Genomic DNA, 19,130 nt, shown 5'->3' on the forward strand with positions numbered 1-19,130 from the left:
GCAGATACCGGTCAAGGCCGTTGGTTGTTGCAGACCTGTGGCCTTGACCGGACGGAGGGGTTGCCTAGCTGAACTTGCCGCTGATGTAATCCTCGGTCATTTGTTCACGCGGGTTGTCGAATATCTGGGTCGTAGGCCCCATCTCAACCAGATAACCGGTGCGCGATCCCTGGGAAATATCCACCGAGAAAAAGGCCGTGGTGTCAGCGACACGGATGGCCTGCTGCATATTGTGGGTGACCAGCGCGATGGTGTAGTCCTTCTTCAACTCGACCATCAACTCCTCGACTCGGCGGGTAGCGATCGGGTCGAGCGCCGAACACGGCTCATCAAGCAACAGCACTTCGGGTTCAGTCGCAATCGCGCGAGCGATGCACAGTCGTTGCTGCTGGCCGCCCGACAGGGACAGGCCGCTGACCTTGAGCTTGTCCTTGACTTCATCCCACAGCGCGGCGCCCTGCAAGGCGTGCTTGACGCGATCACCCAGGTCGCCCTTGTAGCGGTTGAGGCGCAGGCCAAATGCAACGTTGTCGAAAATGCTCATCGAGAACGGATTGGGCTGTTGAAACACCATGCCGATATAGCGGCGCACGACCACTGGATCAACACCCTTGCCATAGACGTCCTGGCCGAGGAAATGCACATGCCCTTCAAAACGAAAACCTTTGACCAGGTCGTTCATCCGGTTAAGGCTGCGCAACACCGTGCTTTTGCCACAGCCGGAAGGGCCGATGAAGCCGGTGATCTTGTTTTTTTCGATTGGCACATGGCTGTCACGTACAGCCATAAAGTTGCCGTAGAAAATCTTGTCCAGTTTGCAATCCATGACCACAGGCGTTTGGGCGACAAACGGAGCGGTTTTTTGCGCAGTTGATACGTTCAAAATTCAGGTGCTCCCGTGCTCAATACTTGGGTTTGCCGAAAATACGGCTGATAACGTTCACGACCAGCACAATCATCACCAGAACCAGCGAGGCCGCCCATGCGAGCTCGAGCTGGTTGTCGAAAGGCATGCCGGAGAAGTTGTAAATCAGTACGGCAAGCGAGGCCGTCGGGTTCATGACCGCCAGGCTGCCGTCGTGGTAGATCCAGTAGTTGCTGAACAACGCGGTAAACAATAACGGCGCGGTCTCGCCCGCAGCGCGGGCTACGGCCAGCATTACACCGGTCAGGATCGCCGGCAGGCCGGTAGGCAATACGATTTTCCAGATCACCTGTGAGCGGGTGCAGCCCATGCCATAAGCGGCATCCTTCATGATCTTGGGCACCATCTTCATCGACTCTTCAGCCGTCAGCACCACGATGGGCAACATCAGTACCGCCAGTGCCACGCCACCTGCAGGTGCCGAGTAGGTACCGGTGGTCATCACCACCAGGGCGTAGGCAAAAACCCCGGCCAGAATGGAAGGCAGGCCCGTGAGCATCTTGGCGGCAAAGCGCGCAGCGTTCGCCAGCTTGCTGTCCGGTCCCAGTTCGGCCAGGAACACGGCCGCCATGATGCCGACCGGCACCGCGATTGCAGCCGCGATACCGACCATGACAAAGGTGCCGGCCATCGCGTTGCCGAAGCCGCCACCGGTCTCGAAACCGGTTGGCGGCAGCTCGGTAAATACTTCCAGGCTCAGGCGCGCCCCTCCACGCATGATCAGCATGTAGAGCACGGAAATCAGCGGTACGCTGGCCAGCAGCGCGCCAACCCAAACCAGTGTGGTCAACACCAGACTGCGCAGAGCGCGGCCTTCAAATTTGCGTTGCAGGCTTGGCAAGGCGGTTATATGGGACGTTAAGTCAGTCATCACTTATTACCACGCTGGGCATAAACCATAATCATCGAGCCGAGAACGTTCACGATCAGCGTGATCAGCATGAGTACCAGTGCGGCATACATCAGCACCTCGATCTCATTCGGTCCTGCTTCGGGAAAGTTCAGCGCCAACAGGGCTGCCAGGGTATTGGCCGGTGCGAACAGAGAAAGGGAAATATTGTTCGCGTTGCCGACCAACATGGCCAAGGCCATGGTTTCGCCCAGCGCGCGGCCCAGCCCCAGAACCAAAGAGCCGAAGATGCCGGTGGCGGCGGACGGCACCATCACTTTGAGAATCGCTTCCCAATGGGTGGTTCCCATGCCATATGCGGCCTGCTTGGTTTTCATCGGTACGCCGGTCAGGGCGTCCTGCGAAACGGCGGCAATGGTCGGCAGAATCATGATGGCAAGTACCAGTGCTGCCGGTAACAGTCCCGGCCCGCTCAAGGACGTGCCGAAAAAGGGTATCCAGCCGAGTTCCGTATTCAACCAGGTCGCGAGCGGGCGAATTGCCGGAATTACCACGTAGATCCCCCACAGGCCATAGACGACACTGGGGATGGCTGCGAGTAGTTCGACAATGGTGCGAAACACCGCTGCCAGTTGGGCGGGCAGGAAATCCTGAGTAAGGAAAATCGCCATGCTGACGCCGAAAACGCCTGCGATCAGCAACGCAATCATGGCGCTGTAAAGCGTGCCCCAGATAGCCGGCAAAATGCCGTACTTTCCTTGGTTAACGTCCCAGACACTGCCAAAAATCACGTCAAAACCGTGTTTTTCCATGCCTGGAAGCGCCTTGCGCCCTACTTCGAATACCAGGGCAAATACCAAGGCCAACACCAGGACCACCCCTATACGCGCAAGAGCACGAAAGGTGCGATCAACCAGAAAGTCCTTCGCAGAAGGTGGTTGGCAGGCAGAGTCCGGGTTAACCGGCACCACAAAAGGTTTGTTCATTGGCTAAGTCCGGAACAGAGGGGGAAACTCTCCCGGCATGGCTGACAGCGCACACCGAGAGAGGCCTCACGAGCTTTACTGGATGTTGGCGGACGCTTTGCGAACCTGATCGACAACCGATTGCGGCAGCGGGATGTAACCCATCGAGTCGGCGATTTTCTGCCCCTCAGTCAGGCTGTACTCAACCATTTCACGCATGGCCTTGGCCTTGGCCGGGTTGCCGTTGTCCTTGCGGAAGATCATCCAGGTGTAGGAAGTGATCGGGTAGGACTTGGCGCCGTCCGGGTCCGGCAACCAGGCCACCAGGCTTTCCGGCATTTTCACCGCAGCCAGTGCCTCGGCACCGCTCTCAGCGTTCGGCACAACGTACTGCCCGGCCTTGTTCTGCAACTGGGCGAAGTCAACCTTGGCCAGCTTGGCGAAGCCGTACTCGATGTAACCAATCGCGCCCGGGGTCTGGCGTACGGTAGCTGTCACACCATCGTTCTTGGGCGATTTGATGAATTTGTCGCTGGCTGGCCAGTTGACGGTATTGCCCTCACCCAGCGCCTGCTTGAACTCCGGGTTGATGGCCGCCAGGTGCTTGGTGAACACCGCAGTCGTACCGCTGGAGTCTGCACGCACGACAACGGTGATCGGCGTGTCGGGCAGTTTCAGCTCGGGGTTGGCAGCGACGATCTGCGGATCGTTCCAGCGCGTGATCTTGCCCAGGAAGATGTTGGAGTAAACGTCACGAGGCAGTTTAAGGCCCTTGGGATTACCCGGCAGGTTATAGGCCAGAACGATTTCACCCGCGGTCATCGGCAGCAACTGCACACCCTCGGGGACCTTGGCAATGTCTTCCTCTTTCATGGCCGAGTCACTGGCGGCGAAATCGACGGTTCTATTCAGGAAGTCCTGTACACCCGCGCCGCTGCCCTTGGATTGGTAATCCACAGTGACACCCGCGGTTTTCTTGCTGAAATCCTTGAACCATGTGAGGTAGATCGGTGCCGGGAAACTGGCACCGGAACCTGTCAGGCGTACGCTCTCTGCGGCGAAGGATGCCGAGGTGGCACAAAGAGAAACCGCAACGGCGAGTGCAGCAGACTTCATCAAGCTTTTCATTAAAGGAACTCCTTGTGATTACGGGCTCCCGAACTTTGCAGCAGCATTGTTACGTTTTTATGAAAGCCGGATGACAAACTGTCCTTTTGCCACCCTGCCCGCCGCTGCTGGCAGTCGTAATAGTGCGTTGTTAGTACACAAGGATGGCGAGGGGCTACTCCGCCTGACGAACGGTGAGGCAGACGCGTTTATTGGCGACAAGGTACGCGCCAACTTCCAGTTTGGCTGGCAGGCCGCCGGAGTATTGGTCTTGAGTTGGGGTTTGCTGGCAGCGAGCCTGATCGATGCCGACCACCAATTATTGCCTGATGAGCTGACACTGCCGCTGCTGTGGCTCGGCTTGATCGTGAACAGCTTCGGAGTATTTGTCCCGCTGACGGACGCGATGTGGGCCGCGGTGGCTGGCTACCTGAGTCTATGGTCAGTGTTCTGGCTGTTTCGACTGCTCACCGGCCAGGACGGCTTGGGCTATGGCGACTTCAAATTGCTGGCCCTGCTGGGGGCCTGGGGCGGCTGGCAGATATTGCCGCTGACCATCCTGCTGGCGGCCCTGGCTGGCACGTTGGGCGGCCTGACGTTGCTGCGTTTGCGCAACGCTCAAGTATCGACACCGATCCCCTTTGGTCCCTATCTGGCCATGGCCGGCTGGGCTGCATTGATATGGGGTGATCAAATAACCAACTTCTATTGGCAATTCGTCGGTTAGTGCTCAGCGTATTTTGTACAAAAATACGCTGCCGCAGAAACGAAAAAAGGACCCGAAGGTCCTTTTTTCTTGCCCTGTCGAATTGCGATGAATTCGTAGGGCCATGTCTGGAGCGGGAAACGAGACTCGAACTCGCGACCCCGACCTTGGCAAGGTCGTGCTCTACCAACTGAGCTATTCCCGCTTGGTGTGGCGCATTCTATAGCAATAAAAGAATGCGTCAAGCCATTGATTCAAAAAGTTTTATTTATTTGACCGAGGTCGTCTTCAGATGCGGCCAGGCAGCCCGCAAATATTGAACCATCGACCATAAGGTCAACCCGGCAGCCACCAGCAGCAACCCGTAACCCACCAGGACCCAGAAACTGAAGTCCGAAGGGTTGGCCAGCAAGATGATCAGCGCCAGCATTTGTGCTGCGGTTTTCCATTTGCCCATGTTCGATACGGCAACCTGAGCCCGCGCGCCCAGTTCCGCCATCCACTCGCGCAACGCCGAGATGACGATTTCACGACCGATAATCACGGCCGCAGGCAGGGTCAACCATACGTTGTGGTGTTCTTGCACCAGCAAAACCAAAGCCACAGCGACCATCAGCTTGTCGGCAACCGGATCCAGAAAGGCGCCAAAAGGCGTGCTTTGCTCCAGTCGTCGGGCCAGATAGCCGTCGAGCCAATCGGTCGCCGCCGCAAATGCGAAGACTGAGCTGGCGGCTACATAACTCCAGCTGTAGGGGAGATAGAACAGCAGGATGAAGAAAGGAATAAGTAGAACGCGTAGTACGGTGATCAAATTAGGGATATTCATCGGCACAACTAGCTACGAGGTGAGGTGGCATTCTACTCGCTGTGCAGGTTTGCATAAATCAACTCAGCGAGCTTTTTACTGATCCCGGGTGCTTTGGCGATCTCCTCGATGCTGGCACGAGATAGCTCCTGTAAGCCACCAAAATGTTTCAATAAATCTCGGCGACGTGTCGGCCCTACCCCCGCAATGCCTTCCAGGGTTGAGGTTCGACGGGTTTTGCCGCGTCGCGCCCGATGTCCGGTAATTGCAAAGCGGTGAGCCTCGTCACGGATTTGCTGGATCAAATGCAAGGCCGGCGAGTCGCCTTTTAATGTGAATTCATGGGCCGCGTCGTTCAAATAGAGGGTTTCAAAGCCCGCCTTGCGGGTCGCCCCCTTGGCCACGCCAAGCAGAATCAGGTCCGGCACCGCCAGCTCATTGAGCACATCACGGGCCATCGACAGCTGGCCCTTGCCACCGTCGACCAAGAGGATGTCCGGCAGCTTGCCCTCCCCCTCTTTAAGCCGACTGAAGCGGCGCATCAGCGCCTGGTGCATGGCGGCATAGTCATCACCAGGGGTTACCCCTTCAATGTTGAAGCGCCGGTAATCCGACTTGATCGGACCTTCGGGGCCAAACACCACGCAGGATGCAACGGTGGCTTCGCCGCTGGAGTGACTGATGTCATAGCATTCCAGACGCTGTGGAATCTCGTCCAGCTTCAATACTTGCGCCAGGGCCTCGAAGCGCGCCGCGACATGCAGGCGGTTGGTCAGGCGCGCCGTCAGCGCCTGCTCGGCATTGGTGACCGCCAACTGCTGCCAGCGCGCCCGGGTGCCACGCACCCGGTAGCTGATAGCCAGCTCTCGGCCGCGCAGCTCGTCTATCGCCTCGACAATCGCCCCGAAGCTCTCATGCTCCACGTTGACGATCAGCTCACTCGGCAGGTCGCGCTCAGGGCTGCTGATGTAGTACTGCCCGAGAAACGCCGCCATGACTTCGGCCACGTCTTCCTCGATGCCTACCTGAGGGAAGAAGTTCTTGCTGCCCAGTACCCGCCCGCCGCGCACGTTGATCAAATGCACACAGGCGCCGCCGGGGTTAACAAAGGCGGCAATCACGTCCACGTCGCCGGTTCCGCCTTCCATGCTCTGCTGATCCTGAACCCGACGCAGCAGGGAGATCTGATCACGCACCTCTGCTGCACGCTCGAAATCGAGGGTACTGGCGGCCTGCTCCATCGCACTGTTCAACTCGTCGGTCAGCGCACTGCTGCGCCCTTCGAGGAACATGATCGAGTGACGCACGTCTTCGGCATATTCTTGCGGGTCGACCAAACCGACACACGGGGCCTTGCAGCGCTTGATCTGATACTGCAAGCAAGGTCGTGTTCTATTTTTGAAATAGCTGTCTTCGCACTGACGCACCAGAAAAGTCTTCTGCAAGATGCTCAGGCTTTCGCGAATAGCGCCCGCACTGGGATAGGGCCCAAAAAACTTGCCTTTTTTCTTCTTGGCGCCGCGATGAATACTCAGACGCGGGTACTCGCCATCTGACAGAAACACGTAGGGGTAGGACTTGTCGTCGCGCAACAGAATGTTGTACGGCGGGCGCCACTCCTTGATAAGCGTCTGCTCAAGCAACAGCGCTTCGGTTTCGTTGGCGGTAATAGTGGTTTCAATTTGCGCGATCCGCGCAACCAATGCCGCCGTTTTGGGCGCCAGGCCGGTTTTGCGAAAGTAGCTGGCCAGGCGTTTTTTCAGGTGCTTGGCCTTGCCCACATAAAGCAACCGCGCATCGCTATCAAACATGCGATACACGCCAGGTCGACCGCTGCAGGTCGAAAGAAACGCACTTGCGTCGAACACGTCAGTCATCGTTAGCCAGCATCAACCATGCCGTGACGAACGGCCAACAACGCCAGTTCAACATCGCTTTTGACTGAAAGCTTCTCGTAGATACGGTAGCGGTAGGTATTGACCGTCTTGGGTGACAGGCAAAGCTTGTCGGAAATAACCTGAACCTTCTGGCAACCGACAATCATTAGCGCGATCTGAATTTCACGCTCGGACAAGGCATCGAAAGGGGAATCACTGGCGGGCTGAAAGGACTTGAGCGCCAATTGCTGTGCAACTTGTGGGCTGATATAACGCTGACCGGCGAATACCAGGCGAATGGCCTGGACCATTTCAGCCAGGCCCGCGCCCTTGGTCATATAGCCCGCCGCGCCTGCTTGCAGCAAACGCGTCGGAAAAGGGTCTTCTTCGCACACGGTCACAGCGACAACCTTGATATCCGGGTGGCTGCGCATCATTTTGCGAGTAGCCTCAAGGCCACCGATGCCGGGCATTTTGACATCCATCAAGACCACATCCGGTTTCAGCTCACGAGCCTTGATAAGCGACTCCTCACCGGACTCGGCTTGACCGACCACTTGCAAGCCCTCGATATCGGCCAGCATTCGTGTGATCCCTGTACGCACCAGATCGTGATCATCGACCACTAGAACCCGAATCAAGTCGACACCTCGCAAATTGGTCTTGTTTGATTGCCGATACCATAGCAAAAACTAATGCACCAACCTACCGGCATGCGTCAACTATCCATGCCGAAACGTTAAAGCCTTGTAAAGAATCACCCCTTGACGGGATCGACCTCCTCAAGATCTCAACGTTCTTTGACCATCTGCGGGACCGACAACTCTGCCAGGGTTGTGGTCAAACGGCGGATAGCGTCCTGATCTTCCTTATGCAGCACCCGGTAACTGATCAGAACCTTTTCTTCTATCTGACTGAGATTATCGATTAGTGTTGGGGTTGGGCTGCCCGTCAACACATAGAGCACATCCACACCGCGCCCTGCGACACGTGACAGATAGTCCGCTTTTGGAGCGCGATCGCCATTTTCGTACTTGCCTTGGGCGTTCGCCTCGACACCACCGATTTCGCCAAAAGATTTCTGCGACAAGCCAAGTCGCTCTCTCTCTTGCCTCAAGCGCAAACCAATTCCACCCATTTGGATGTAAGACCTCATTTTAAACACCCACGAGGATGGTATAATCGATGAATATTAAACAACTTTGAACGGTTTTGAACCATGACCGGAATCCGTACTGCCGCACAAGCCAAGGCATGGCTGGAACACCAGGGAAAGTCCGTTCAAGAGTTTGCTCGAGAGCATGGAATCGACCCTGCAACTACCTATCAAGTGCTCTCCGGCCGCAAAAAAGGAAAACGCGGTGAAGCTCACAAGGTAGCGGTTCTTTTGGGTATGAAGGACGGCATCATTGTGCCAAGGACTATGCATCCGACAGAGTCAAAAGATGATGTACTCGCCTGAGTATGCGCTTTATTGGCCAACCCTCCCGATTTAGTGTGCAGGCCATTTCGCACCTCACTAAAATGGGTCGCAAAAGCCCAAATAGAGCGTTTCAGGGCAAGAACCCAACGGCGGGTAACCCACCGCTGCGCCTTGGGTACGCACATTGGCGTCAGGCAATAGCCTTTATCGTTCTTCCAGATAGTATTTTTTTATTGAATCAGTCGGTTCGCGTCGAGTAAGCTGCAAACCACTAATCGGAGACAACCCATGTTGCATCACGCCAACACAGCCATTTGCAAGACCACACGCCAATCGCGTCTGGCTGCTGCTGTGTGCGCGAACAACATGCACTCCACAGCACGATTTTATTTTGGGTATTGGTTTAGCCACTGGCGCGCCTGATACCCACACGGCGCCCACTACTTAGGGGTCGCCTACCAGAGAATTCTCACCCCCGGTCGGCTTCCCGACCGGGGGTTTTGTTTTTTCAGCCCCTGACATTTTCTTGAATTGAGGATTTACCCCATGAACTACGCCACTTATTACCGCTTCGACCTTTGCACTGCATGGCGATTTATCAGCCGCCGTTCGGGACAGCCTGCCGCCTCCGAACGGACCCACATTGGTGGCACGCAAGCACTCACAGCCAGTCTGGCCAATTGTCGAACACCCCAGTAGGGCTGAGCGCGCGGGACAACCCGTCGCCTGCCCAGGAAGCACACACCATGAACGCATCCGTTTCAGCTCTGCCAACCGTACACACTGCCACTGCCACCGTTTCGACCCGTCGTCTGCCCAGCGCATCGCAACTCAAGCAGCAGCTGCCGCTGAGCGACATGCTTGGCAACCAGGTCCGCAATCAGCGCCAAGCCATTCGCGCCATCCTCAACGGTGAAGACTCCCGTTTACTGGTTGTCGTAGGCCCCTGCTCCATCCACGACCCCCTCGCCGCACTGGAATACGCCAGCAACCTCGCAGCCTTGGCACATGAAGTGCGCGACGACTTGCTGCTGGTCATGCGTGCCTATATCGAAAAACCGCGCACCACCGTCGGCTGGAAAGGCCTGGCCTACGACCCGCACCTGGATGGCAGCGATGACATGGCCCACGGCCTGACCCTGTCACGCGAACTGATGCTTGAAATGCTGCGCATGGGCCTGCCGGTTGCAACCGAACTGCTGCAACCCATTGCCGCTGGCTACTTCGACGACCTGCTGGGCTGGGTGGCCATTGGCGCCCGCACCACCGAATCGCAAATCCACCGCGAAATGGCCAGCGGTCTTGATCTGCCGGTGGGCTTCAAAAACGGCACCGACGGTGGTGTTGCAATTGCTTGCGACGCCATGCGCTCTGCGGCACACAGCCATCGTCACTTCGGCGTCGATAGGCAGGGCCATCCGGCAATCGTCGAGACACGCGGCAACCCCGACACCCACCTGGTGTTACGTGGCGGCCACAGTGGCCCGAACTACGACCGTGCCAGCCTCGCCAAGGCCCGCGCCGGACTGCAAAAGAGCGCTATTGCAACCCGCATCATGGTCGACTGCAGCCACGCCAACAGCGGCAAAGACCCGTTGCGTCAGCCTGAAGTGTTCAATGAGGTACTTGAGCAGCGCCTGGCAGGCGACCATTCGCTGATTGGGATGATGCTCGAAAGCCATCTGTTCGAAGGCTGTCAGCCCCTGAGCACGAACATGCGCTACGGGGTTTCCGTGACCGATGGCTGCCTGGGTTGGGATGTAACCGAGCAACTGCTGCGCAACGCCGCCCATCAACTGCAAGCGCAGCGCCACAGCGCCAAGGCCATCGCCTGACAACCACGCTCTGCAAACAACAGCGCAACCCGGGAAAATGCCCACGGTTGCGCAAAGCCGGTTTCGACTAAGGTGTTTTTATGACTCAAAAACACCTAGCGAGATTGATCATGGATGACTCTGCAAACACCCAATACCCGATTTTACTGGTGCATGGCCTTTTTGGATTCGACCGGATTGGCTCCCACCATTACTTCAATGGCATCAAGCAAGCGCTCACTGAGTGTGGTGCCAGCGTCTTTGTGCCGATTATTTCTGCCGCCAACGGCAATGAAGCCCGTGGCGACCAACTGCTCGAGCAAATACACGGCTTGCGCAGACAGACCGGAGCACCACGGGTCAACCTTATCGGCCACAGCCAGGGCGCCCTGACTGCACGTTATGCGGCAGCCATCGCCCCCGAGGTCATCGCCTCCGTCACTTCAGTCAGCGGCCCCAACCAGGGCTCGGAACTGGCCGACCGTTTGCGCTTGGCCTTGATCCCGGGACGACTTCCCGAAACCGTCGCGGCAGCCCTGACCACCGCACTCAGCGCATTCCTGTCGGCCCTCAGCGGCCACCCGCAACTGCCTCAACATGCTTTGAACGCACTGAATGCCCTGACCACCGAAGGCGTTGCCGCCTTTAACCTGAAATACCCTCAAGGCTTGCCCACCACGTGGGGAGGCATGGGGCCCGGACAAGTCAATGACGTCTTCTATTACTCCTGGAGCGGCATCATCAAAGGTTCACGGCTGACGGAGTCACTGAACTTGCTCGACCCCCTGCACAATGCCCTGCGTGTTTTTGGCAGCTTCTTTACCCGCGAGACCAGGGAAAACGACGGGATGGTCGGGCGCTTCAGCTCGCATCTGGGCCAGGTGATACGCTCGGATTACCCCATGGACCACCTCGACACCATCAACCAGGTAGCAAGAGGAAGCCGCAGGAACATTGACCCGATGCAGCTCTACGTGGAACATGCCAGACGGCTGAAGCAAGCAGATCTGTAGCGGGTAATGAAATCCCCAAAACCGCACATTTGCCGAGAAAAAAACCACTGAATCCGGTAGGCTCGGCACTTTCTTGAAAGGAGTACACCCTCATGGCCAAAGCCACTGCCCGTCACATCCTGGTTGCCACCGAAGACAAGTGCAACGAACTGAAAGCACAAATCGAAGGCGGCGCTGATTTCGCCGAAGTTGCCAAAGCCAACTCTTCTTGCCCATCCAGCCGTCAGGGCGGCGATCTGGGTTCTTTCGGTCCAGGCCAAATGGTTAAAGAATTCGACACCGTCGTCTTCAGCGCACCTATCAACGTGGTGCAAGGCCCGGTTAAAACCCAGTTCGGTTACCACCTGCTGGAAGTCACCAGCCGCCAGGACTAATCCTCCCCGCGCTGCGTGAAAACGGCCCACCTTTTGGTGGGCCGTTTCGTATCCGCAATTGCAAACCGCGTGCTACGTTTCCTCATTCACGAAACCATCGTACTGAGGAATTGATCATGAGCCTTAATGGCAAAACTGCATTGGTTACTGGTTCTACCAGCGGCATCGGCCTGGGCATCGCACTGAGCCTGGCCAAAGCCGGAGCGGACCTGATACTCAACGGCTTTGGCGATGCCAGCAAAGTCATTGCCGAGATCGAACAGTTCGGCGGCAAGGTTGGCCACCATCCGGCGGATGTCAGCGACCCCGCGCAGATCGCCGATATGATCAGTTATGCCGAACGCGAGTTTGGCGGCATCGACATTCTGGTCAACAACGCTGGCATCCAGCATGTCGCCAGCGTCGAGGAATTCCCGGTAGAGCGCTGGGACTCGATCATCGCGATCAATCTCTCTTCTGTATTCCACAGCACCCGCCTGACCTTGCCCGGCATGCGCAAACGCGGCTGGGGCCGTATCGTCAACATCGCCTCGGTTCACGGGCTGGTGGGTTCGGTCGGCAAAGCCGCCTATGTTGCCGCAAAACATGGGGTGATCGGCCTGACGAAAGTGGTAGGCCTTGAAACCGCCACCAGCAACATCACCTGCAACGCCATCTGCCCGGGCTGGGTGCTGACACCACTGGTGCAAAAGCAAATTGACCAGCGCATCAGCCAGGGTATTGACCCCTACCAGGCGCAGCATGATTTGCTGGCCGAAAAACAACCCTCACTGGAGTTCGTGACCCCGCCGCAACTGGGCGAACTGGTGCTGTTTCTATGCAGTGAGGCTGGCAGCCAAGTGCGCGGCGCAGCCTGGAATGTGGACGGCGGGTGGCTGGCGCAATAAGTTCGCGCAATACTGCACGCCGGACATGCAAAAATGCACACCAACCCTGCACTTATCAGGGTTGTAATGGGCAAATTTGCACTGTTAGCATCGCCTATCGTTCGCCCGTGAACACCTTCTAAAAATAATACAAAGCAGGGAGTTAGTGATGACTGCTCAGGTTTCCTCCTCACCGACACCGGATGTCGCGCCGCTACAAGACACGATTCTGGCCGAGGTCCGCAACCATATTGGCCACCTGACCCTCAACCGCCCCAGCGGCCTCAACGCCATCAATCTGCAGATGGTCCGCAGCCTTCAGCAACACCTGGATAACTGGGCTACAGACCCACAGATCAAGGCTGTAGTGCTGCGCGGCGCGGGTGAAAAAGCCTTCTGTGCTGGCGGCGATATTCGCTCGTTGTACGACAGCTATCAAAACAAAGACACCCTGCACAGCGTGTTCTTCGAAGAAGAATACGCCCTCGACCTGACCCTGCACCGCTACCCAAAACCTGTGGTTGCCTTGATGGACGGATTCGTCCTCGGCGGCGGCATGGGGCTGGTGCAAGGCGCGGATCTGCGCCTGGTCACCGAGCGCAGCAAACTGGCGATGCCGGAAGTGGCCATCGGTTATTTCCCTGACGTCGGCGGCAGCTATTTTCTGACCCGTACACCGGGCCAACTGGGTACATATCTCGGCGTCAGCGGCGTGCAAATCCGCGCTGCCGATGCGTTGTATTGCGGACTGGCTGACGGCTACCTGGAGAGCAGCAAACTGGCTGAACTGGATCAGTGCCTGAACACCCTCGCTTGGCAAACATCTCCCATTGACGACCTGACTGCGCTGGTAGCCAGGTTCGCGGTAGCTGCATTGCCCGATCCGCCGCTGGCCAGGCTGCGCCCTCTGATTGACAGTGTTTTCTCCCAAGACGACCTGCCGCGGATTGTTGCCCACCTGCGCGCCGTCATTGCACCAGAAACCCGCGACTGGGCCATTGAAACCGCTGACCTGCTGCAAACTCGCTCGCCACTGGCCATGGCCGTCACCCTCGAAATGTTGCGCCGTGGACGCGAGTTGCCCCTTGAACAGTGCTTCGCCCTGGAGCTGCACCTGGACCGCCAGTGGTTTGATCGCGGTGACCTGATGGAGGGCGTGCGCGCGCTGATTATCGACAAGGACAAAACCCCGCACTGGAACCCGCCAACCCTGGACGCGCTGGATGCGAACCATGTCGCCAGTTTTTTCACCGAATTCAACGCGAAGGGAGCCTGAGCCATGCAAGACATCGAACTGAGCGAAGAACAAGTGATGATCCGCGACATGGCCCGCGACTTTGCCCGCCGCGAAATCGCTCCCCATGCCCAGGCCTGGGAAAAGGCCGGCTGGATCGACGATGCACTGGTCGCCAAGCTCGGCGAACTGGGGCTGCTCGGCATGGTGGTCCCGGAGGAATGGGGCGGCACTTATGTCGATTACGTCGCTTATGCTCTGGCCGTGGAAGAGATCTCGGCCGGGGATGCCGCAACCGGGGCGCTGATGAGCATCCATAACTCGGTGGGCTGCGGGCCCATCCTCAAATATGGCAGCGAGACGCAAAAGCAAACCTGGCTGGCGGAGCTTGCCAGCGGCCAGACCATCGCCTGTTTTTGCCTGACCGAACCACAAGCAGGCTCCGAAGCCCACAACCTGCGCACCCGGGCTGAACTGCGCGACGGGCAATGGGTGATCAACGGTGCCAAGCAATTTGTCAGCAATGGCAAGCGCGCCAAACTGGCCATCGTATTTGCAGTGACCGACCCCGACTTGGGCAAAAAAGGCATTTCGGCCTTTTTGGTGCCCACCTCCACCCCAGGTTTTATCGTCGACCGTACCGAACACAAAATGGGCATCCGCGCCTCGGACACCTGCGCCGTTACCCTGAACAACTGCAGCGTGCCTGAAGCCAATATGCTCGGCGAGCGTGGCAAGGGGCTGGCCATCGCCCTGTCCAACCTTGAAGGCGGCCGCATCGGTATTGGCGCACAGGCATTGGGGATCGCCCGGGCGGCCTTTGAGGCGGCACTGGGCTATGCCCGCGACCGGGTGCAGTTTGACAAAGCGATCATCGAGCACCAAAGCATCGCCAACATGCTGGCCGACATGCAAACCCGAATCAATGCTGCACGCCTGTTGATCCTGCATGCGGCGCGCCTGCGCAGCGCGGGCAAGCCCTGCCTCTCGGAAGCCTCGCAAGCCAAGCTGTTTGCTTCAGAAATGGCCGAGTATGTGTGCTCCAAAGCCATCCAGATCCACGGCGGCTATGGCTACCTTGAGGACTATCCGGTGGAGCGTTACTACCGGGACGCGCGAATCACCCAGATCTATGAGGGATCGAGCGAGATTCAACGGATGGTGATTGCGCGGGAATTGAAGAATTATCTGATTTAAGGGGTGCTACGAGAGCCCCTAACCCTCTCCCAAAGGGAGAGGGTTAGGGTGAGGGGACTTTGATCTTTAGCGGTTTTTGAACTCCGCCTCACGTTTACCCACAAACGCCGCCATGCCTTCTTTCTGGTCGTGTGTCGCGAACATCGAATGGAATACCCGACGCTCGAAACGCACACCTTCAGCCAAGTTGACTTCGAAAGCGCGATTCACACATTCCTTGGTCAGCATCAGCACCGGCAGAGATTTCCTGGCGATCAGCGCCGCCACTTTCAGCGCTTCGTCGAGCAACTCATCCACTGGCACCACACGGGCTACCAGCCCTGAACGCTCGGCCTCTTCGGCGCCGATCAAGCGTCCGCTCAAGCACATTTCCATCGCCTTGGCCTTGCCTACGGCACGGGTCAGACGCTGCGTACCGCCCATGCCCGGCAACACCCCCAGGTTGATTTCCGGCTGGCCGAATTTGGCATTGTCACCGGCCAGAATAAAGTCGCACATCATCGCCAGTTCACAGCCACCGCCCAAGGCAAACCCGGCCACCGCAGCAATAATCGGCTTGCGTCGGGTCGCTACGCGATCACTGTCCGAGAACAGGTCGTCGAGATAGATTTGCGGATAGGTCAGGTCCGCCATTTCCTTGATATCCGCACCCGCGGCAAAGGCTTTTTTCGAGCCGGTAATGACGATACAGCCAATCCCGTTATCGGCTTCCAGCGTGTCCAGCGCCTGGTTGACCTCGCTGACCAACTGCGCATTCAGGGCGTTGAGCGCCTGCGGCCGGTTCAGGGTAATCAGGCCCACCTGCCCATGAATGTCCAACAGAATGGTTTCGTAACTCATCGCTTATGCCCTCGATTCAAAGATTGCGCGAAATGACCATGCGCTGAATATCACTGGTGCCTTCATAAATCTGGCACACCCGCACATCGCGGTAGATCCGTTCCAGCGGAAAATCGCTCAAATAGCCATAACCGCCCAAGGTTTGCAACGCTTTGGAGCACACCCGCTCGGCCATTTCCGATGCAAACAGCTTGGCCTGCGAGGCCTCAACCAATGCCGACTGGCCACTGTCACGCAGCGCTGCGGCGTAACGAACCATCTGCCGGGCGACGGCTATTTCAGTCGACATATCGGCCAGACGAAACGCCACCGCCTGATGCTCAACCAATAGTTGGCCAAAGGTCACGCGTTCGCGGGCGTAGTCGCGGGCAGCTTCAAAGGCAGCCCGGGCCATGCCCACTGCTTGCGAAGCAATACCAATGCGCCCGCCTTCCAGGTTGCCGAGGGCAATTTTGTAGCCCTGCCCTTCTTCACCCAAGCGGTTGGCCACCGGCACTTTCAGGTCGGTAAACAGGATCTGGCAGGTGTCTGAAGCATGCTGCCCCAACTTGTCTTCAACCCGGGCCACGCTATAGCCCGGCGAATCAGTAGGGACGATAAACGCAGTGATCCCACGCTTGCCCGCCGCTGGGTCCGTCACCGCAAAAACTATCACCACCCCGGCGTTTTGCCCCGAGGTGATGAACTGCTTACAGCCATTGAGTACGTAATGATCGCCTTCACGGCGGGCACGGGTTTTCAGGTCACTGGCATCGGAGCCGGCCTGCGGTTCGGTCAGGGCAAAAGCGCCAAGCATCGCACCACTGGCCAGGGGGATCAAAAACTCCTGTTTTTGCTGCTCGGTGCCGTACTTGAGGATTGGCACGCAACCCACCGAGTTATGCACGCTCATGATCGTGGAGCAGGATCCGTCGCCGGCGGCGATTTCTTCGAGGGCCATTGCGTAGGCCTGATAGCCGGTGTCGCAACCGCCCCACTCCTCAGGTACGAGCATGCCGAAAAACCCCAGTTGCGCCATCTCATCAATGGCCTCGCGAGGAAAACGGTGCTGCTTGTCCCACTCAGCCGCAAAGGGTTTCAAACGTTCCTGGGCAAACTGTTGGGCCGCTTCGCGAATTTGTAATTGTTCGGATGTGGGCAGCATAAAAAATCCTTAATACAGACATTCCACGGCAATCGCCGTGGCTTCACCGCCGCCGATGCAGATGGCTGCAACGCCGAGTTTGGCCTTTTGCTGACGCAATGCCGAAAGCAGGGTCACCAGGATCCGTGCTCCCGAAGCGCCTATCGGATGCCCCAGTGCACAAGCCCCGCCGTAGATATTGACCTTGCTGTGGGGGATATCCAGCTCGCTCATCGTCACCAGGCTGACCACTGCAAACGCTTCGTTGATCTCGAACAGATCAACTTGGTTCAGATCCCAACCGGTCTTGCTCATCAGCCGCTTGATCGCGCCCACAGGGGCCGTCGGGAACAGCCCTGGCTCATCGGCAAACGCCGCATGACCATGGATCACCGCCAGGGGTTTGAGCCCGCGTTTTTGCGCCTCGCTGCTGCGCATCAAAACCAGCGCCGCAGCACCATCGGAAATCGAACTGGAGTTGGCCGCCGTCACCGTGCCGCCATCGCGGAACGCCGGTTTCAGGGTAGGAATTTTTGCCAAATTGGCCTTGGGCGGTTGCTCATCATCACTGATCAGGCGTTGCTCCTTGCCCACGGTCACCTGCACCGGGACGATCTCGGCGCTGAAACTGCCGTCTTTGATCGCCTGCTGCGCACGGGTCAGCGAAGCCACGGCAAACGCATCCTGCGCCTCGCGACTGAAACCATGAAGCTGGGCACAGTCTTCGGCGAAAGTGCCCATCAGGCGACCACGGTCATAGGCATCTTCCAGACCGTCGAGGAACATGTGGTCCAGTACCCGGCCATGGCCCATGCGGTAACCGCTACGGGCACGGTCCAGCAAGTACGGCGCATTGGACATGCTCTCCATGCCCCCCGCCACCACCACATCTACGCCCCCGGCCAGCAGCCGGTCGTGGCCCAGAATGGTGGCTTCCATACCCGAACCGCACATCTTGTTCAGCGTGGTGCAGCGCGTGCCCTTGTCCAGCCCGGCGCCCAGGGCGGCCTGACGCGCAGGTGCCTGACCGAGACCGGCCGAGAGCACGCAGCCAAACAGCACTTCTTCCACACCATCAGGCGCCACCCCGGCCCGCTCTACCGCTGCACGGATCGCCGCAGCGCCGAGTTGCGGTGCGGTCAGGCCCTTGAAGTCACCTTGAAAACCGCCCATGGGCGTGCGTGCAACACTCACAATCACGACCGGATCATTGGCTATTGTCATTTCACACCTCTTATTTGGCGGCCATGCGCAAGGCACCGTCAAGACGGATCACCTCGCCATTGAGCATGCTGTTTTCGATAATATGCCGCACCAGCGACGCGTACTCGTCAGGCTTGCCCAGGCGTGGCGGGAACGGTACACCGGCAGCCAGGGAGTCACGTACTTCGGGAGTCATGCCGGCCATCATCGGGGTTTCAAAGATGCCCGGGGCGATGGTCATGACCCGAATCCCGAAGCGAGCCAATTCGCGAGCAGCAGGCAAGGTGAGGCTGGCGATAGCCCCCTTCGACGCGGCATACGCGGCCTGGCCGATCTGGCCGTCAAAGGCTGCCACCGAAGCTGTATTGATGATCACTCCGCGCTCGCCATCGGCATCGGCGCCGGTTTCAGCAATTGCCGCAGCGGCCAGACGCAGCATGTTGAAGCTGCCAATCAGGTTGACGTTGATCACCTGGCTGAAGCTCTCCAGCGCATGCGGGCCGTTTTTACCGATGATCTTTTCACCGCGCACGATACCTGCGCAATTGACCAGCCCGTTGACCCCGCCAAAGGCGGCCACTGTAGCCGTGACCGCCGCTTGCGCAGCATCTGCCTGGCTGATGTCGGCCACTGCGCTACGCGCCTGGCTGCCGAGTCTGGCTGCCTGGGCGGCCACTGCATCGGCGTTCATATCCACCAACATCACCTTGGCGCCCGCCTTGACCAGCATCTCGGCGGTGGCTGCACCCAGTCCCGATGCACCACCGGTGACGATAAAAACCTTGTTCTCGATTTGCATGATAATTCC

Annotated in this window: 19 protein-coding genes, 1 tRNA gene and 1 pseudogene; 8 read left to right on the top strand and 13 right to left on the bottom strand. The window is 58.1% G+C overall.

The features are described 5' to 3' along the window. Window positions 1-64: 64 nt before the first annotated feature. The 4 genes from pstB to pstS all read right to left on the bottom strand — a co-directional run bounded on the left by pstB (window position 65) and on the right by pstS (window position 3,868). Window positions 65-826 carry a phosphate ABC transporter ATP-binding protein PstB gene (pstB, locus tag V6L79_RS17330; protein WP_261742447.1) on the bottom strand — a complete coding sequence of 254 codons (762 nt, stop codon included), beginning with the start codon at window positions 824-826 and terminating at the stop codon, window positions 65-67. Between the two features lie 76 nt (window positions 827-902). After that, the gene (gene pstA, locus V6L79_RS17335) at window positions 903-1,796 is read right to left on the bottom strand and encodes a phosphate ABC transporter permease PstA (protein ID WP_261738552.1); all 894 of its coding nucleotides are present in this window, start codon (window positions 1,794-1,796) and stop codon (window positions 903-905) included. Next, window positions 1,796-2,761: a phosphate ABC transporter permease subunit PstC gene (gene pstC, locus V6L79_RS17340; RefSeq protein WP_261738553.1), complete on the bottom strand. Its 966-nt coding sequence runs from the start codon at window positions 2,759-2,761 to the stop codon at window positions 1,796-1,798. Before pstC ends, pstA begins: the two co-directional genes overlap by 1 nt. Before the next feature lie 75 nt (window positions 2,762-2,836). Beyond that, a complete protein-coding gene (pstS, locus tag V6L79_RS17345) occupies window positions 2,837-3,868 on the bottom strand; it encodes a phosphate ABC transporter substrate-binding protein PstS (protein WP_321833521.1) in 1,032 nt (343 codons plus the stop codon). Window positions 3,869-4,079: 211 nt separating this feature from the next. Between pstS and V6L79_RS17350 the strand changes: the two are divergent. Next, a pseudogene (locus V6L79_RS17350) lies at window positions 4,080-4,574 on the top strand (prepilin peptidase); the annotation flags it as partial. Between the two features lie 108 nt (window positions 4,575-4,682). Here the strand turns inward: V6L79_RS17350 and V6L79_RS17355 are convergent. The 5 genes from V6L79_RS17355 to V6L79_RS17375 all read right to left on the bottom strand — a co-directional run bounded on the left by V6L79_RS17355 (window position 4,683) and on the right by V6L79_RS17375 (window position 8,373). Then, window positions 4,683-4,758: transfer RNA gene (locus V6L79_RS17355), tRNA-Gly, on the bottom strand. A gap of 63 nt (window positions 4,759-4,821) precedes the next feature. Further along, window positions 4,822-5,379 (bottom strand): CDP-diacylglycerol--glycerol-3-phosphate 3-phosphatidyltransferase, encoded by a 558-nt coding sequence (gene pgsA, locus V6L79_RS17360; protein WP_261738571.1) that lies wholly within the window; start codon window positions 5,377-5,379, stop codon window positions 4,822-4,824. Between the two features lie 32 nt (window positions 5,380-5,411). Then, the gene (gene uvrC / locus V6L79_RS17365; RefSeq protein WP_261738572.1) at window positions 5,412-7,235 is read right to left on the bottom strand and encodes an excinuclease ABC subunit UvrC; all 1,824 of its coding nucleotides are present in this window, start codon (window positions 7,233-7,235) and stop codon (window positions 5,412-5,414) included. A gap of 2 nt (window positions 7,236-7,237) precedes the next feature. After that, entirely contained in the window at window positions 7,238-7,876 is a 639-nt protein-coding gene (uvrY, locus tag V6L79_RS17370) for a UvrY/SirA/GacA family response regulator transcription factor (RefSeq protein WP_261738573.1), read from the bottom strand. A gap of 149 nt (window positions 7,877-8,025) precedes the next feature. Continuing rightward, window positions 8,026-8,373, bottom strand: a complete 348-nt coding sequence (locus V6L79_RS17375; RefSeq protein ID WP_338580328.1) for a helix-turn-helix transcriptional regulator — start codon at window positions 8,371-8,373, stop codon at window positions 8,026-8,028. Window positions 8,374-8,454: 81 nt separating this feature from the next. Here V6L79_RS17375 and V6L79_RS17380 point away from each other — a divergent pair, with 81 nt between their 5' ends. From V6L79_RS17380 to V6L79_RS17410, 7 genes are all read left to right on the top strand, one after another. Next, window positions 8,455-8,697, top strand: coding sequence for a DNA-binding protein (locus V6L79_RS17380; protein ID WP_261738574.1), 243 nt, complete (start codon window positions 8,455-8,457; stop codon window positions 8,695-8,697). A gap of 707 nt (window positions 8,698-9,404) precedes the next feature. Next, window positions 9,405-10,493, top strand: coding sequence for a 3-deoxy-7-phosphoheptulonate synthase (locus tag V6L79_RS17385; RefSeq protein WP_338579258.1), 1,089 nt, complete (start codon window positions 9,405-9,407; stop codon window positions 10,491-10,493). A gap of 110 nt (window positions 10,494-10,603) precedes the next feature. After that, window positions 10,604-11,485 carry a triacylglycerol lipase gene (locus tag V6L79_RS17390; RefSeq protein ID WP_261738576.1) on the top strand — a complete coding sequence of 294 codons (882 nt, stop codon included), beginning with the start codon at window positions 10,604-10,606 and terminating at the stop codon, window positions 11,483-11,485. A 92-nt stretch (window positions 11,486-11,577) separates the two neighbouring features. Beyond that, entirely contained in the window at window positions 11,578-11,859 is a 282-nt protein-coding gene (locus V6L79_RS17395; protein ID WP_016781241.1) for a peptidylprolyl isomerase, read from the top strand. A gap of 116 nt (window positions 11,860-11,975) precedes the next feature. Beyond that, window positions 11,976-12,746: a 3-hydroxybutyrate dehydrogenase gene (locus V6L79_RS17400; protein ID WP_261738577.1), complete on the top strand. Its 771-nt coding sequence runs from the start codon at window positions 11,976-11,978 to the stop codon at window positions 12,744-12,746. Between the two features lie 148 nt (window positions 12,747-12,894). Continuing rightward, window positions 12,895-14,001, top strand: coding sequence for an enoyl-CoA hydratase/isomerase family protein (locus V6L79_RS17405; protein WP_338579259.1), 1,107 nt, complete (start codon window positions 12,895-12,897; stop codon window positions 13,999-14,001). A 3-nt stretch (window positions 14,002-14,004) separates the two neighbouring features. Beyond that, window positions 14,005-15,156, top strand: a complete 1,152-nt coding sequence (locus tag V6L79_RS17410; RefSeq protein ID WP_261738579.1) for an acyl-CoA dehydrogenase family protein — start codon at window positions 14,005-14,007, stop codon at window positions 15,154-15,156. Window positions 15,157-15,222: 66 nt separating this feature from the next. On the opposite strand, the gene V6L79_RS17415 is transcribed toward V6L79_RS17410, so the two are convergent. From V6L79_RS17415 to V6L79_RS17430, 4 genes are read right to left on the bottom strand one after another with little or no spacing between them, the layout of a single operon-like run. Continuing rightward, a complete protein-coding gene (locus V6L79_RS17415) occupies window positions 15,223-15,996 on the bottom strand; it encodes an enoyl-CoA hydratase (RefSeq protein WP_321833564.1) in 774 nt (257 codons plus the stop codon). 16 nt (window positions 15,997-16,012) lie between these two features. Further along, on the bottom strand, window positions 16,013-17,140 hold the full coding sequence (locus V6L79_RS17420) for an acyl-CoA dehydrogenase (protein WP_338579260.1): 1,128 nt from the start codon (window positions 17,138-17,140) through the stop codon (window positions 16,013-16,015). 9 nt (window positions 17,141-17,149) lie between these two features. After that, window positions 17,150-18,343 (bottom strand): acetyl-CoA C-acyltransferase, encoded by a 1,194-nt coding sequence (locus V6L79_RS17425; RefSeq protein WP_338579261.1) that lies wholly within the window; start codon window positions 18,341-18,343, stop codon window positions 17,150-17,152. Window positions 18,344-18,353: 10 nt separating this feature from the next. Beyond that, the gene (locus tag V6L79_RS17430) at window positions 18,354-19,121 is read right to left on the bottom strand and encodes an SDR family NAD(P)-dependent oxidoreductase (protein ID WP_261738583.1); all 768 of its coding nucleotides are present in this window, start codon (window positions 19,119-19,121) and stop codon (window positions 18,354-18,356) included. Window positions 19,122-19,130 lie beyond the last annotated feature (9 nt).

This window comes from Pseudomonas sp. ML2-2023-6, assembly GCF_037055265.1.
GTDB classification, from domain to species: Bacteria; Pseudomonadota; Gammaproteobacteria; order Pseudomonadales; family Pseudomonadaceae; genus Aquipseudomonas; species Aquipseudomonas kulmbachensis.